The organism is Shouchella shacheensis (genome assembly GCF_001484965.1).
Taxonomy (GTDB): domain Bacteria; phylum Bacillota; class Bacilli; order Bacillales; family Bacillaceae_D; genus Shouchella; species Shouchella shacheensis.
In genome coordinates this window covers 1-15,424 of record NZ_LLYY01000052.1, presented here as the reverse complement: position 1 = coordinate 15,424, position 15,424 = coordinate 1, and the positions used below count along the sequence as shown (strand labels likewise).

Below are 15,424 nucleotides of genomic sequence, written 5' to 3'. Positions count from 1 at the left end.
CGGAAGAAGAAAAATGGGCATTCTTCCAACGTGTGCGAGATGAAATCGGGGAACGAATCAAGCGCTTTTCTGAAACAGGTGAGTAAAAACGTATAGCGGGGAGAGCGATCTACTCGGCTATCATTTAAATCATAATATAAGTAAATTTTTATATAAGGGGTGGAGAGTGTGCAGAAGATTGAAATTTATGATCCGGCAATGTGTTGTGATACTGGGGTTTGCGGGCCGGTTGTAGATCCGAATTTAACGGAACTGGCAACAGTGATTCATACACTCAATAAAAAAGGATTAACCGTTCACCGTTTTAACCTAGCCAATGATCCCCAAGCTTTTGCGGATAATAAGGTCGTCAATCAAGTCCTTCATGAGAAGGGGACCGATGCGTTGCCGTTAGTATTAGTTGATAACGAGGTATACAAAACGGGTGAGTATCCGACTGTTGAAGAGTTCTCTTCGTGGTATGGGGTCAGTTCAGAAGAATTGGCTGTTAAAAAGCCGAAGAAACCGCTGAATATCAATTTGGAAGTAAAGGGGGAGAAGTAATGTTTCCTGCTTTCAGTCCAGATGTCACTGTGAAAACTCCTTTTCTTTTCTTTACAGGAAAGGGTGGTGTAGGGAAAACATCGACAGCGTGTGCAACTGCTGTTGCTCTTGCGGATGCTGGGGAAAAAGTGCTTATCGTGAGTACTGATCCAGCATCGAATTTACAAGATGTTTTTGGGATGAAGTTAACCAACGAGCCGCAAGGTGTAAAAGAAGTCGAAGGACTTTTTGCCTGTAATCTTGATCCTGAAGAATCGGCCCGTCATTACAAAGAAACAATGGTTGGTCCATACCGTGGCAAGCTTCCTGATGTTGTGGTTAATCAAATGGAGGAACAATTATCTGGAGCCTGTACAGTCGAAATTGCGGCCTTTGATGAGTTTACTAACCTTCTGGCCAATGAAACAGTGATGGAGCAGTTTGATCACATTTTATTTGACACGGCACCTACTGGCCACACATTAAGATTATTAAAACTCCCTACAGCATGGAGCGGTTTTTTAGACGACTCAACGCATGGTGCCTCATGTCTAGGTCCCCTTGCCGGCTTAGGCGAGAAAAAAGAATTGTATGAGAAGACAGTAAAGGCTCTTTCAAGTCCTGATCAAACAACATTAATCCTTGTCTCAAGGCCGGATGGATCTTCCTTTAAAGAAGCTGAACGTGCTTCTAAGGAGCTAAAAGACATTGGCATAACGAATCAAAAGCTGATCGTAAACGGTGTTTATCATACGAAGCTGGAAGGAGACAGCGTTTCAGAAGCCTTCTACGATAAACATCAAAAGGCCCTACATGCAATGCCTTCGTATTTAGAGTGTTTGAATGTATATAGTTTACCTTTTGTTGCTTATTCACTGACTGGCCTGGAGAACCTTAGACGATTTTTTGGTGAGGAAATGGACGTTATTGAAGATACAACTGTTGAAATCAGTGAGGCTAAACTGAATCCGGTGAATGAATTAGTGGAAAAATACTCGCAACAAGGTACTCGCGTCATTATGACGATGGGGAAAGGCGGAGTAGGAAAGACGTCGATTGCTGCACTTTTGGCAGTTGGTCTTGTAGAAAAAGGCCATAATGTCCATTTAACAACGACAGATCCGGCAGCGCATATCACTGATCGTCTTCAAGGAAGCGGTGCTGATCGTTTAAGTGTTTCTCGCATTGATCCGGTTGCAGAAGTTGAAAAGTATAAGGCAGAAGTGCTGGCAGAAGCCGGAGACTTAGATGAAGAAGCAAAAGCCTATATGGAGGAAGACTTGCGGTCTCCTTGTACGGAAGAAATTGCTGTGTTTCGTGCTTTTGCAAGTGTTGTCGCACGTGCAGATAACGAAATTGTCATTATTGATACGGCTCCGACAGGGCATACCCTGTTATTACTTGATGCCTCGCAGTCTTATCATAAGGAGTTGGAACGTTCTACAGGTGAAATTCCCGAGAGTGTGAAAAATCTATTGCCACGCTTGAGAAACCAGGCTGAGACCGATGTGCTGCTCATTACGTTGCCAGAAGCCACGCCTGTCCATGAAGCTGAACGCTTGCAGAATGATCTAAAACGAGCTGATATTTACCCCACGACATGGATTATTAATCAAAGCTTGTTTGGCACAGATACAGAGGAACCAAATTTGCGAACGAAAGCAAACAATGAAAAGAGATGGATTAAAGAAGTGAACGAGAGACTTGCATCGAACACCATTTTATTACCGTGGCAAAAAGAAGATATGATTGGCTATTCTAAAATGAAGGATCTATTGCTTAAATGACGGAGGAAACAACAATGGAAAAACACAAAGTCGTCATCGTTGGAACAGGACCAGCAGGATTAACAGCAGCTATTTATTTGGCGCGCGCAGACATGAATCCATTGGTTATTGAAGGACAAGAGCCCGGTGGGCAGCTAACCCTCACAACGGAAGTTGAGAATTTCCCTGGATTCATAGAGGGCATTACGGGTCCAGAGCTCATGGACAATATGCGCAAACAAGCCGAACGTTTTGGCGCAACGTTTAAAACTGGTTGGATGACAGATGTACAAACGGAATCTCGCCCATTCCGGGTGACTGTAAATGGGAAAGAAGAGCTTGAAGCGGAGGCTCTTATTATTTCAACGGGGGCATCTGCCAGATGGTTAGGCGTGCCTGGAGAAAAAGAAAACTTTGGCCAAGGGGTTAGTACATGCGCGACCTGTGACGGCTTTTTCTACAGAGGACGTAAAGTTGTTGTTGTAGGCGGTGGAGATTCGGCGATGGAAGAAGCTAGTTTTCTAACAAAATTTGCGGATGAGGTTACCGTGATTCATCGGCGCAACGAGCTTCGTGCATCTAAGATCATGCAAAATAGAGCCAAAGAGAATCAAAAAATTAAATGGGCCCTTAATAAAACCACCACAGAAATCCTCTCGGATAATGGAAAAGTCACCGGTGTAAAAGTGGTCGATAATGATTCAGGTGAAGAAGAGGTTATTGAAACCGATGGTTTCTTCCTTGCAATTGGCCATATACCGAATACGGCTTTTCTAAAAGATAAGATTGAGCTTGACGAGAGCGGGTATGTAGTGGTAAAGCCTGGAACGACAAAAGCATCCGTCCCAGGGATCTTTGCTTGTGGCGATGTGCAAGATGTAACCTATAAGCAGGCGATTACTGCCGCAGGTACTGGGTGTATGGCTGCATTGGACGTTGAGCATTATCTTGAGGGAGAATCAACACTTGATTGGAGCCAAACGCTCTCAGAGTAAAACAGTTGGAGGACAATATGACTAAACACTATCAAGAATTAATTCCGAACCTCGTTTTTATCGGAGGCGCAGCAAGTGCAGAAGAAGTGGCAAAGACACATGAAATTAATAAGGTTTTTGATTTGCGTGCTGAATCATCAGATGAAGATAAAACCGGTAAACGTGTGCATTTGCCTATTATTGATGATGCAGACAAACAGGATGATTCGGTTAAAACCGCTATCCGTACTGTGAAAAAAGAGTATGATCAAGGGAATTCGGTTTACTTTCATTGTTCAGGGGGGAAGAATCGGACCGGGACAGTTGCCATTGGCTTGCTTCTTGAGTTAGGGCTAGCCCATTCAATAAAAGAAGCAGAAGAAAAGGCCGTTTCAATCCGTCCCGAAATTTCCATCAAGCCAGAGATGAAAGAGACGCTTGGACGTCTTTATAATTAAGAGGAGGAAGGTACGATGATGATTACAGAAGCAGCTAAAGAGGTATTGCAACAATCAATGGAACAAGAAAACGCAGAGGGAATTCGTTTTTACTCCGCAGGCCAGGGTTGTTGCGGTCCGCAGTTCGGGGTATCACTTGATGCGGCTGAAGCAGGGGATGAAATTAAAGAAGTCAACGGCATAAAAGTGGCAATTGATGGGAGTGTAAGAGAGATGGCGGAAAACGTCTCTTTAGATTTTCAAAATGGAAATTTAATTTTAAAAGGGCTGCCTGAAAGTAATTGCTGACAAGTATAAGAGTATGGAAACGCCACGATTCTTTTTTAGAGGAGTGGCGTTTTTATTAATGTCTTCCGCCTGTCTTTTTTATCGGTACCGGTGAAACGGCTTAATGTTTAAGCCTCCCAGACCTCTCCCTGTAATAAAACATGACAATTCAATAATAACAAATAATAATACTCTTAGAAAAAAGTAAAAAAAGGTTGACATTTGGAGGTTAAGTCTGTAAAGTCATCCATGTAATTAAATAAAACCTCGTTAGGTGAGGCTCCTGTGCAGGAGATACGCTACTGCCCAAAAACGTCCAAAGACGCCAATGGGTCAACAGAAACCATCGACATAAGGTGGTTTTTAATGTAGCTGGCTTTGTCCTATGCCGCACAGTGCTAAAGCTCTACGAATGGAGGTGTACGTGTTGCGTATTCTATTTGCAATGCGGTTTGAATTTGTGTGAAACACCCTCTATCCGTAGAAGGTGTTTTTTATTTTGTTTAAGTAAGGGAGGTGAGGGAAGTGGATAGTTCCCCCGAACCAGATTCAATGAAAGACAGTATAGAAATGAAGCGACAAAAAAACAATAAGTCATGTCAGGAGATCCATTTCCACTCGTCTTTCGTGAAGCGGTAAATGGATTCTCCTAAAGGAGGATTCACTATGGTTAAGCTAAATAACCAAAAGCGCGAAGAATACGCGAAACAGATTCTAAAGGGTTTGCAGGTTGAAGACCGTGAACAATTCCGTGAGTTATTTCTAGTGTTACACCCAACCGAGCAAATAGAGATTTTTATGACATTTGAGTCAGGAAGTCAGAAATTGGTTCATCACTTTCTTACACCTGAGGAATTTGCGGAGATTTTCCAAGGCCTCGATAGCATAGACCAGGAAAAAGTCGTGAAAGAGTTGGATAAAACCTATGCAGCTGAAATGTTTAATACGATGTATGCCGATGATGTCGCTGACTTTTTAGCTGAGGCTCAAGATGTCAATGTTGAAACGATTTTAAATTCGATGGACAAAGTGGAAGCAGAAGAGGTCAAGGAACTGTTAGCCTATGAGCCGGAAACGGCAGGGGCGATTATGACAAAAGAGTTTATTCGCGTCTCTTCCGCTGCGAAGGCATCGGACGTTATTCGACAACTTCGGCAGTTGGGTCCAGAAGCGGAGACGATTTACTATCTCTATGTTGTTGATCGTGAAGAAACGTTGGTTGGTGTTGTTTCATTGAGAGACTTGATTATTGCCCCTGAACACGAAATCGTCGAACATCTTATGAGTACTAGGGTGGTCTCCGTTTCAGACACGGCAGATCAGGAAGAAGTAGCAAAAGTCATTCAAAAGTATGATTTTTTAGCTGTGCCCGTCGTAACAGCGAAAGGAACGCTTGCGGGGATTGTGACGGTTGATGATATTATCGATGTCCTTGAGGAAGAAGCAACGGAAGATTTAGGAGAATTTTCTGCTTCCAGAGGCGCAACGGATGTAAATGTGACGGCCTTTACTGCTGCAAGAAAACGTGCGCCGTGGATTATCCTTCTAATGTTTTTCGGCCTTATTACAGCCGAAGTCATTGGACAATTTGAGGAAACATTGGAAGCGATTGTGCTTCTTGCTGCCTTTATCCCGTTGATCATGGACTCGGCCGGGAACACAGGCACACAGTCATTGGCGGTTGCGGTTCGAGGCCTTGCCCTAGGGACGATTAACAAAAAGGGTGTTGGCAAAATGATTCGCCGTGAATTCGGCACGGGCGTAATGCTTGGGTTGATTTGTATGCTTGTTTTAGGCATTACGGTTACTTTTATTCATGGAAACTGGTTGCTAGCCTTCATTGTTGGCGTTTCGATTTTTCTAACCTTGAGTATCGCGACGATTGTTGGGGCCACTGTTCCACTCATCATTAACAAATTAAAACTTGATCCAGCCATTGCATCCGGGCCATTTATAACAACGGTCAACGATATTCTTGGCTTACTCATTTATTTTTCAATTGCGACAGCCCTTCTAGATTTCTTATAGGGACAGAGGTCACTTCTGAAGAGAAGCCCTTCTCGCATCGAGAAGGGCTTCTCTTCTAGCTAGCTTATGATCATCATCAAACGAACAGAAGCTGGAAAAGCGCCCTTTAATGGAATAACAACAATATGACTTATTCAAAAAAAACACTTATGCTTGTTCAACTAACGCATCCGATAGTTCAACAAGGTTTTTAATTGATTTCATTCTTTGGTCTCAAAAATAATGATTTATCTATAACTGAGGACAAATCTATTTGAGGATGTTTTTGTTTTATTAGTTCATACAATTCTTGAATTATTATTTCTAATTCTCTTATTGAAATTGAAGGGTTATCCATAAAAATGGAATCTAAACGATTTACGATATTTTCTGGGGCAATTGCCATTGATTCTAGTGTTTGTTTTTGCCACTTAAAAGCAGGGTGATGAACATATAGGCCGTTTAATCCAAACAGCATGCCCATTATATTCGTTTGAACAGCTACTATTACTTTATAAAGCATTAACCAATCCATACGATTGAGCAAAGCTTCACGATTATTCCATCTGTTACCTAAATGAATATTTTCTTTTATCATTGCTATACTTAACTCTTTTGGGTAATTATTAACTTTATCTTTCAAAGTATTAATAAGTAAATCGCCACTAAGTGACACTCCATAATGAACCGTAGCTACTATACATTGTTTATCTAAATCTGTATCAAAAGATAATATAACATCATTTATCATTTTGTTAATTGTATCGGTTAGAAAATTACTTATTTCTACTTTTACACCTTCAGTTATATATGTTTCTGACCATTCCTCATCTTCATAAGGGTGAAAATCGATGATATCCCCTTTTAATTTCTTGATTGGAGTTAATCTATCCTCATTTGTTGGGGACTCCTTCCAAAAAACAAAAATTTCAATATCTGAATATTTATCATACCAGTTCCTTGATACAGAACCACCTAATAAGACAGCTTCAACATTTGGATTTTTTTCATAAATTTTTGCTATTTCTGAGGCAAATATATTTAAATCCATAGCACTTCTCCCTTTAAAAATGATTTTTGATTATTACACTAAACTCCCCAATACTTTAATATCTTTCTATGCTCTATTTTAATGTTAACACTAATTCCCTTTTATTTGGGTTAAAAATGTAAAAGAAGCGTCTCTGCTTATTGCAGAAACGCACCGGATAATTGAAGATCCGATTTGATATTTATTTGTTATTGAAACTAAATTACTCTTTTTTATCAAAACCGAGATGAATAGAGTCTGCAATTTCCCCTCTTTCTTCTTTTTTTCTAACAGTATGTTTTACGGGAAAAGTGTAGTATAAAAGTGCGCATAGTTACAGCTTTAATAGGTGAGTTTGATATAATGAGGACAACAGAATAAGCTCTCACAGGGGTGGGAGTTCACCGTTAAACTTCCAACTAGTCACGGCTTATCGTTGCTGACGGTGGGGAGGAGGTGAACGCCTCCTATGTTCATATCTTACGATACAGCAATGCTGATCGTAGCGGTTGCTACGTTAGTGTACCGGATAACAAAGGATGCCAACGAAAAAAAGTAACCACCCCTGCGACTCCCAATCGGTGGGGTGGTTACTCTTCCTGAGTGAACTTCGCCCCTTTCGGGACTTGTTCTGTTCCCTCTGGCTGCTACAAACAGTCAGGGGGTCTTTTAGTATATGTCAATTGCGCTTTTGCCTATACTTAAAAGATACCAAAAAAGCAAAGGATCGGCAAGTAGTTCCGTATCTCTAACTGTACATCTTTCTCCTTTCTGGGTTAAAAATCTACTCATTGTTTATCTAAAGGATAACATACACATTTATTCAATTAGCTATAGTGTTTTTTTTCATTGCGTTCGCCCAGCCGCTGACCGAAGAGGTAGCCAAACAAGGCGAAGCCAATCCCTCCAAAAACGGAAAGAGCAAGATAACCGAGTGACGAGAGTGGGGATTGGTGCTGAAGCATAAAGAGTGTATCTGCGGCAAAGGTCGACATCGTGGAATAGCTCCCGCAGAGGCCAACACCAAGACTTACTCTCAGCCAGTCCGGTACCTTTCGAACCAAGAACCACCCGGTGAAGCAACCGAGTAAAAAGCTAGCAAGGATGTTCTCGATGAGTGTACCTAATGGGTACGTGGTAAATAAGGTGAAGTGGTTTGTGAAAAAGCGAAGAAGCGTTCCAATAGCCCCTCCTACACCAACAGCAAGTATCTGAATCGTTAGGGTGTTCACTACAATTACTTCCTTTCCAAGAAGAAGCATCCTCCAACAGTGCCTTCAAATGGAACAACAGCTTGTCCTTTCTGTAGCGCTCAACTGGCGATCGAAAGACCTAAGAAATACCCAAAGGCAAAAGCGATGAGGCTCCCAATCAACGAACCCGTAATATAGATAAAGGCTTCTTTGTTTTGTCTCTCTCGCAACAGGTGCATCGCTTCCATGCTGAAAGTGGAAAAGGTCGTAAACGCTCCAAAAAAACCGACCCCTAAGCCCAAAAACCATCGATCATCGGAGACATGGGCCGGAATAAGCCCAAAATAAGCCCCGAAAAAAAGCCCGAGTCCGAAAGAGCCGGTGACATTCACGAAAAGCATGGCGATAGGAATCGGGGGATGAGGGTATTTTTTCATCATCGCCAGCCCCAGCAAATAACGGCAAATGGCACCGACTCCCCCACCAATTGATAAGAGAAGGATGTTCACACGCGTTCAACTACCTTTCTCTCCCTTTTCTTCGTGTTTTGACCAAGTGGGATGCAGTGACCCAAGAAGTAATTGGAATGATTAATGCAACCCCTGTACCCGCACAAAGGATCGTCATGATCTCTGCACTAAACACCTTTGAGTTGACGATTTGTCCAAAAGAATAAGATAAATCTTTAAACCATATGAGCAATGCCAGGTAGCCTCCAAAAAAGGCAAAAAATAATGTGTTCGCACTGGTCCCTAAAATATCTTTGCCGATACTTATCCCTGAGGAAAACAAAGCACTCTTGCTCATGGTAGGGGCATGGTTAGAAATCTCATGCATAGGGGATGTAATGGAAATGGCTGTATCAGCAATGGCTCCTATGGTACTCATGATTATAACCGACGCCCCAATTTTTACAAAATCCACCCCAACATAAATGGAAAACATACTAAGTTCCTCGATTTCTTCCTCGCCAAATCCTTGAATCATGGCATATTCCGTTACAACAAAAATGAGCCCAAGCAAGAGAATGGTTGTGATCATCGTAGAAAGAAAGGCCGTTACCGTTTTACTGTTTATGCTGTTAGTAAAAAATAAGGTGATGGCGCTGATGATTGTGCAGGCAATCAATGTTAGGACAATGGGGTTATATTGCGGCTGTGTCATGAAAATGATGGTGATAAAAAGCACACCAAAGTTAAGAAATAGAGTAAAAAAAGAACGCGCGCCTTTTTTACCGCCTACGAGCATCATCAACAAAAATAAAATAATTCCCAACCATACTAAAACATTCATTGTTTCGCCCGCTTTCGATTAACGAAGAAAATAGAGATATAGAGAGCAATGGGAATGGTCAAGACAATGCCAATGCCACCGGCTAATGCACGCGCCAATTCCAAAGAAAGGTTCATGGAGAACGTAAACCCTAAAGGTGAATCATTTTGTAAATACAAAATAAGTACCGGAATGGAACCGCTGATATAGGCAAAAAATAAGATATTGGTCATCGTCCCCATAATGTCTTTTCCAATTTCCATCCCTGAGTCTTTTAATGCTTTTGCAGAAATGGTGTTGTTTTTTTCATAGATGCCAAAGATAGACGCTGACATTGTGATGGCAACATCCATGACTGCTCCTAGAGATCCAATTAAGACTCCTGCCAGAAAAACGACTTCATGAGGCCGTGTTAAGAACTGCATTTCTTCATAGCGAAGGCCGCCTTCAGGAGCCACCCACATAACAAAGCAAGCAATAGACATCAATGAAAACGTTCCCGTCAAGGTGGCCAAAATAGCGGTATATGTTTTTTCGTTCGCTCCGTTTACTAATAATAATGTAATGACGGTAAACAAAACGGCGCTCAGGCCACATAGGAGTATCAAACTAACCGTTGTATTCACGTATAGATCCAATGCAAAGGAAAGCAACAACGCATTGAAGACAAGACTGACAATAGAAAAAAATCCTTGCTTCTTTCCAATAATAAGCAACGTAAAGATGAAGACCCAAGCAACTAGTAACATCTGTGTATCGCGCTTTACATCGGTTACCGTGCCAGTCAAATCTTCACTTTCTTCTGAAGGTGGATCAACCCAAACAAACAATTCGTTTCCCACGCCATATTCTTGATCATAGGCTCCTGATAAAGAATACTCATTTTCTAAATAGACAACCTGTCCTTCATTTTCCCCATTCTTTAATTCCGCTATGATCGATTGTGTGAACAGATAATCAACGTTTTCGTTCATATCAACGATCTCAGTGGAATCCTCCAAGTTCGTTTCAACCACTTCTGCTATGGGGCGTTCATAAAATGCATGATTGTGATGAACGAATAAGACGGAAGCCAAAAAAACAAATGCAAGCACGGAATAGAAAAGAACCTGTTTGGATGATACTCCTTTTAGTTTATGAATCATAACAGAACATCCCAAAAAACCTCCAAATATCAACAAGAACATGGCTGTGTGCAAGGCGTCCAACTGCGCTAAGAATAAGCTTAGAATAACAAGAGCGAGCGTGAAAGGTCAACAAAATCCGTGAAGAGCGTAGGCTAGCGGTGGGAGGGGGTGGGAAATTGGCTTTGGAAAAAACCATCGTGTTGCCCGCTCAATTGTCTGATACTAAGCGCTAGCGAAGGGAGAGAGTGTAAAACCGTTGTAAAAAGGAAAGGCGCACTGTATCTCAATTTTTGCGTAAGCTTGCCGTCAAGGCGTCACTTGAGAAAGGGGACTCCATTCTTAATTAATACTTGCAAGAAAAAGAAGGAGGTGATATAATTCGTAATAATTACGATTTGATTTATCTTTTTGGAAGAGTCGATGAAGTTTCTTTCATAATAAGTCTAAGGAAAGGGTTTGAACAGTTTGGCTAAGCGCAATTTTGAATTTACTTAAATTGCGTTTCGTGAACTCGCCCATAAAGAGCAAATACTTGGGGTGAAAAAAGCAAGCTGGTACCGTTTTATTTTTTTGTCTTTTTTTAAATCGTAACAATTACGAAAGGGGTTTAGTGGTTTGAAGAAATCAATTGCTACTGCAAGTGTTGCTGTCTTGTTTTTAAATGCGTGCTCTAATGCAGGTACAGATTCATCAAATGAGGCGGAGGAAGAACAAGGAAGTGAAGAGAAGCTAACGATTATGACATCCATTTTTCCATTGGAAGATTGGACGAAGAAAATTGGGGGAGATTATGTTGATGTCGCGAATGTCGTTCCCGTTGGCGCAGACGCACATACATATGAACCAACGCCAAACGAAATGATGGCCGTAACGGACGCGGATGCGTTTATTTACAATGGTGCTGGAGTCGAAGCTTTTGCTGACAGCATTGTCAATGCGGTTGAAAATGAAGGTGTAGAGATTCTTGAAGCGAGTGATGGGGTTGAGTTGATTGAAGACAGCCATGACCACGATCATAGCCATGATCGTGATGATCACGAGCACGACGACCATAGCCATGAGCATGATGAGGAGCATGATGACCACAGCCATGAGGATGATCACGAGCATGACGATCACAGCCATGAGGATGACCATGAGCACGGCGAAACGGGTGCGGGCTCGGTTGATATTGACGGCTTGAGCGACCATTACCATTCTGGTGACGACGTGCAGCTGTCCGCATCTGAGGAGGAAGAAAGTGGACATGATGACTGGCATTGGTACACGCTAGCACCAGATGAAGATCCTGAAGATGAAGAAGCGTGGGAAGTGGTGCCTGATAATGGCACGGATACGTATGAAGGTACAGCTGAAGAAGAGGGCCAACAAATCAAAGCGAAACTGTTTGGGGATGACCATGAAGTAGTGGCGCAAAGTGAGCCGGTGACCATTGCCATTGATGATCATGAGGACGATCATGACCACGGCCATGAGCATGGAGATTACGACCCACATGTTTGGTTGGACCCGGTGCTGTCCGTGGGAATGGCTGAGCAGATTAAAGACTTATTAGTCGACATGATGCCGGAGCAAGAAGAGTACTTTGAAGAAAACTTTGAAACATTGAAGGCAGAATTTGGTGAGCTAGATCAAGAGTTCCAAGAACTTGCAGAACAAGCAACCATTGATACATTTATCGTTTCTCATGCTGGGTACGGGTACTGGGAAGAGCGTTATGGTATTAACCAAATGGGTATAGCTGGCATTTCTCCTACAAACGAACCATCGCAGAGTCAGCTAGTGGAGACCATTGAACAAGCAGAAGAGTTAGGACTTGAACATGTCTTGTTTGAACCCAATATTACTCCAGCTGTCGCTGAAACGGTTCAAGACCATCTAGGAGCTGAAGCCCTTCACATTCACCCGCTTGAAGCGTTAACCGAGGAAGACGTAGAAGCGGGGGCGGATTATTTCTCTTTGATGAAGGACAACATTGAAACACTTCGCACCGTTTTGGATGCTGACTGAACCAACGAAGAGCTTTGCAGGAAGACCTGCAAAGCTCTTCGTTTTTTGGAGAAATTTTCAATAAGACTCAACCAAGGGTTCCTGATGTAAGGGGACTCTTTTTACGATATCACTCAACTTTCAGGCTAAAAAGTGCTTCTCATCAACCAGTATAACGGAATGATGTGCAGCTATCCTCGATAGGGTCGAGCCTCATTCCGACAAGATACGCGGCAATCCCCAGGCTTCTCTCCCCCCAATAAGCAACAGAGGTTCACTATGTTTTTTTCAACGCCGAAAGTTTGAGATACAAAAATTATGAAATCAGAACCATTACGTTCTAAAGCAAGTCCTCCCCTTATAGAATAAAACTAGAACAGAAAAAAGGGTGAGTGGATGCGTACATTTATTTATGATTTGATTGGATTTGGATTCATAACTCTACTGTTTGCTTTGTTTATCGCATTCCCTGCTCTTAAATATGCGGAATGGACAAGCTATGTACCAGAAGAAATAACAGCGTTTTTGACCATTTTCATTAGTATTCTGCTTGAGGCGCTCCCATTTCTATTAGTCGGTGCCTTGTTTTCAGCAGTTATTGGGTTATATGTAAAGGCAGAACATATCGCAAAGTGGATACCAAAACATCCAGTCTTAAGCCTTCTTCCAGCTCTCCTATTAGCGTGTCTATTGCCAATCTGCGAGTGTGCAATTGTCCCTGTTATTCGCCACTTTATCCGTAAAGGGGTCCCGATCCATGTGGCGGTTGCCTTTATGACCGCTGCGCCGATCTTAAACCCGATAGTGGCTGCTTCTACCTACTTTGCATTTAGAATGGATGCAACGATGGTTGGTTGGCGCATGGGAATGGCCCTTCTATGTACGTGTGTCATTGCCCTCATGATGTATTTCCTTTTCCGAAATCAACGAGGAAGCGATGTGCTCAAGGGTGAACCACGTGAAGAGAAGGATCATCATCATCGAAAAGGCTTGATGAGTATCGTGAATCATACAGCGGACGATTTTTTGTTTATGGTGCGGTTCTTTATTATTGGTGCTTTTTTAGCAAGCTTGTTCCAAGTTTTTTTGGCGAGGGACTGGCTCGCTTACACAGGGGATTCTACAACGCTTGGGATCGGAATGATGATGGGGTTAGGGTATTTCTTGTCATTATGTTCAGAGGCAGATGCTTTTATTGCGGCATCGTTTGGAAGAGCCTTCTCGTTTGAAGCCACCCTTGCTTTCTTACTACTTGGCCCTATGCTTGACTTGAAAAACACGTTGATGATGGCTGGTATGTTTAAATGGCGCTTTATCATCTGGTTTCATCTTATTGTTAGTGGGGTTGTTTATTTAGCAATGTGGATACTGGGGACTTGGGGAGGTGCGTAAGCAATGAAAAATCAAAAGAAGCATTTGGATTATTTTTCAGGGATTTTGTTTTTAGGGTTTGGGTTACTAATTTTGGCGATGGTATTGAATGGATCCCTCGATTATTATATTTCCCCAATGATGCGTCCGATTGTAATGGGAGGAGTGATTCTTTTTTACCTGCTCGCAATCACGCAAATTTGGCGTAGCACTTCCGATAAACAAGAACTTGCTTGCGATTGTCAAAAGAAAAAGGTGGGAAAAGGGGAGAAACTCACGCTGCTTTTGTTAACGATGGTACTAGCCATTGGCTTTTTCCTGCCTGACTACGTACTTTCAACAAAAATGGCTGAGTTAAAAGGAGTCTCGTACACGTTTCCGGTGTCAGAAGAAATGCTGGAAACGAATGTCGATTATTATGAAAGCTATTACAACAATGTGGAGCATTCGATAAAAAATGAGGAAGGCATGCTTGTCGGCGATGAGTCCTTCATGGATGTGCTTGGGTTGCTTCATTTTCAATTGGATCAATACATCGGTGTAGAAGTCGAATTGAGTGGGTTCATCTATCATGATGAAGCATTGGAACCAACTGAGTTTACTGTTGGCCGTTTCGCTTTTACATGTTGTGCAGCTGATTCCATTGGCTATGGGTTCATTGTTGAACACTTAGGAGACGACGCTCTCCTTCCCGTAGATGGTTGGGTGAAAGTAAAAGGAGTCGTTCAAGAAAGAGAACTGAATGGTCAAACAATCCCTTCTATAACAGCAACGGAGGTAAGTGAGATTAGTGAACCGGAACGGCCCTATGTGTACCCGACGTTGTTGAGTGACTAAAAGGGGCAGGAACCCACAGCGTTAGAGTTCAACTTTCGGACTAGTGGTACACCATACCATTTTGGTGAAAAAAATGTGAACACTACTTGTGGGTGCAGGGAATGTATGATGAACGAAAGAACTCTTATACGATGGGGATAATAGTCAAATTGGGAGATTGCTCTTATGTCAAAAACTTTAAAAGCTTGGAAAGACCCCGCCCTGCTACTTTCGTCCATTGGAATTGCCAGTATTGGAGATTTTATTTATCTAGTAGCGATTAATATTATGGTGTATCAGCTGACTGGATCAGCAGCGGCTGTAGCAGGGTTATGGATTATTGGGCCATTAACGAACATTGTCACTAAGTTTTGGACAGGGAGCTTTATCATTTTCCGACAGAAGACTCCCTCTTCAATCGTGTTAAGGGCAAAGCCCAACGATAAGGGGGAGATGAATGTCGGTTAGGCGATAGCCTAAAGGCTTTTTGTTGCCCACTTCATACCTTATTGATATAATCAGTCTTAGATAAGATAAGGGCTGATGTTGTAATGAAATTGGATAGTAATAATCATTCAGTATTCTTAATGTATTACCATCTTGTGCTAGTTGTAAAATATCGTAGAGAAGTC

Annotated in this window: 14 protein-coding genes, 3 pseudogenes and 1 riboswitch; of the genes and pseudogenes, 12 read left to right on the top strand and 5 right to left on the bottom strand. The window is 42.1% G+C overall.

Annotated elements, in window-relative coordinates:
• From AVZ68_RS18765 to mgtE, 7 genes and pseudogenes are all read left to right on the top strand, one after another.
• Nucleotides 1–86, top strand: a pseudogene (locus AVZ68_RS18765) (arsenate reductase); the annotation flags it as partial.
• 82 nt (nt 87–168) lie between these two features.
• A complete protein-coding gene (arsD, locus tag AVZ68_RS18760) occupies nt 169–543 on the top strand; it encodes an arsenite efflux transporter metallochaperone ArsD (RefSeq protein ID WP_059106108.1) in 375 nt (124 codons plus the stop codon).
• Nucleotides 543–2,309, top strand: coding sequence for an arsenical pump-driving ATPase (gene arsA / locus AVZ68_RS18755; RefSeq protein WP_059106107.1), 1,767 nt, complete (start codon nt 543–545; stop codon nt 2,307–2,309). Before arsD ends, arsA begins: the two co-directional genes overlap by 1 nt.
• Nucleotides 2,310–2,323: 14 nt before the next feature.
• Nucleotides 2,324–3,283 (top strand): thioredoxin-disulfide reductase, encoded by a 960-nt coding sequence (gene trxB / locus AVZ68_RS18750; protein ID WP_059106109.1) that lies wholly within the window; start codon nt 2,324–2,326, stop codon nt 3,281–3,283.
• A 17-nt stretch (nt 3,284–3,300) separates the two neighbouring features.
• Nucleotides 3,301–3,720, top strand: coding sequence for a protein-tyrosine phosphatase family protein (locus AVZ68_RS18745; RefSeq protein ID WP_059106106.1), 420 nt, complete (start codon nt 3,301–3,303; stop codon nt 3,718–3,720).
• Between the two features lie 15 nt (nt 3,721–3,735).
• On the top strand, nt 3,736–4,008 hold the full coding sequence (locus AVZ68_RS18740; RefSeq protein WP_059106105.1) for an iron-sulfur cluster biosynthesis family protein: 273 nt from the start codon (nt 3,736–3,738) through the stop codon (nt 4,006–4,008).
• A gap of 238 nt (nt 4,009–4,246) precedes the next feature.
• Nucleotides 4,247–4,412: riboswitch (M-box (ykoK) riboswitch) on the top strand.
• 241 nt (nt 4,413–4,653) lie between these two features.
• Entirely contained in the window at nt 4,654–6,015 is a 1,362-nt protein-coding gene (mgtE, locus tag AVZ68_RS18735; protein ID WP_059106104.1) for a magnesium transporter, read from the top strand.
• A 190-nt stretch (nt 6,016–6,205) separates the two neighbouring features.
• Here mgtE and AVZ68_RS18730 read toward each other — a convergent pair whose 3' ends face one another.
• The 5 genes from AVZ68_RS18730 to AVZ68_RS18710 all read right to left on the bottom strand — a co-directional run bounded on the left by AVZ68_RS18730 (nt 6,206) and on the right by AVZ68_RS18710 (nt 10,634).
• A complete protein-coding gene (locus AVZ68_RS18730) occupies nt 6,206–7,045 on the bottom strand; it encodes a DUF4037 domain-containing protein (protein WP_059106103.1) in 840 nt (279 codons plus the stop codon).
• A gap of 806 nt (nt 7,046–7,851) precedes the next feature.
• The gene (locus tag AVZ68_RS18725) at nt 7,852–8,256 is read right to left on the bottom strand and encodes a fluoride efflux transporter FluC (RefSeq protein ID WP_245628184.1); all 405 of its coding nucleotides are present in this window, start codon (nt 8,254–8,256) and stop codon (nt 7,852–7,854) included.
• Between the two features lie 80 nt (nt 8,257–8,336).
• Entirely contained in the window at nt 8,337–8,726 is a 390-nt protein-coding gene (gene crcB / locus AVZ68_RS18720; protein ID WP_059106101.1) for a fluoride efflux transporter CrcB, read from the bottom strand.
• Nucleotides 8,727–8,736: 10 nt separating this feature from the next.
• Nucleotides 8,737–9,510: a YibE/F family protein gene (locus AVZ68_RS18715; RefSeq protein WP_059106100.1), complete on the bottom strand. Its 774-nt coding sequence runs from the start codon at nt 9,508–9,510 to the stop codon at nt 8,737–8,739.
• Nucleotides 9,507–10,634 (bottom strand): YibE/F family protein, encoded by a 1,128-nt coding sequence (locus tag AVZ68_RS18710; protein WP_059106099.1) that lies wholly within the window; start codon nt 10,632–10,634, stop codon nt 9,507–9,509. Before AVZ68_RS18710 ends, AVZ68_RS18715 begins: the two co-directional genes overlap by 4 nt.
• A 597-nt stretch (nt 10,635–11,231) precedes the next feature.
• On the opposite strand from AVZ68_RS18710, the gene AVZ68_RS18705 reads away from it, so the two are divergent.
• From AVZ68_RS18705 to AVZ68_RS20045, 5 genes and pseudogenes are all read left to right on the top strand, one after another.
• On the top strand, nt 11,232–12,626 hold the full coding sequence (locus AVZ68_RS18705) for a metal ABC transporter solute-binding protein, Zn/Mn family (protein ID WP_059106098.1): 1,395 nt from the start codon (nt 11,232–11,234) through the stop codon (nt 12,624–12,626).
• 375 nt (nt 12,627–13,001) lie between these two features.
• On the top strand, nt 13,002–13,997 hold the full coding sequence (locus tag AVZ68_RS18700; protein ID WP_059106097.1) for a permease: 996 nt from the start codon (nt 13,002–13,004) through the stop codon (nt 13,995–13,997).
• 3 nt (nt 13,998–14,000) lie between these two features.
• Nucleotides 14,001–14,813 carry a TIGR03943 family putative permease subunit gene (locus AVZ68_RS18695; protein ID WP_059106096.1) on the top strand — a complete coding sequence of 271 codons (813 nt, stop codon included), beginning with the start codon at nt 14,001–14,003 and terminating at the stop codon, nt 14,811–14,813.
• 165 nt (nt 14,814–14,978) lie between these two features.
• Nucleotides 14,979–15,197: pseudogene (locus tag AVZ68_RS18690) on the top strand (MFS transporter); the annotation flags it as partial.
• 146 nt (nt 15,198–15,343) lie between these two features.
• Nucleotides 15,344–15,424 (top strand): annotated as a pseudogene (locus AVZ68_RS20045) (IS200/IS605 family transposase); the annotation flags it as partial.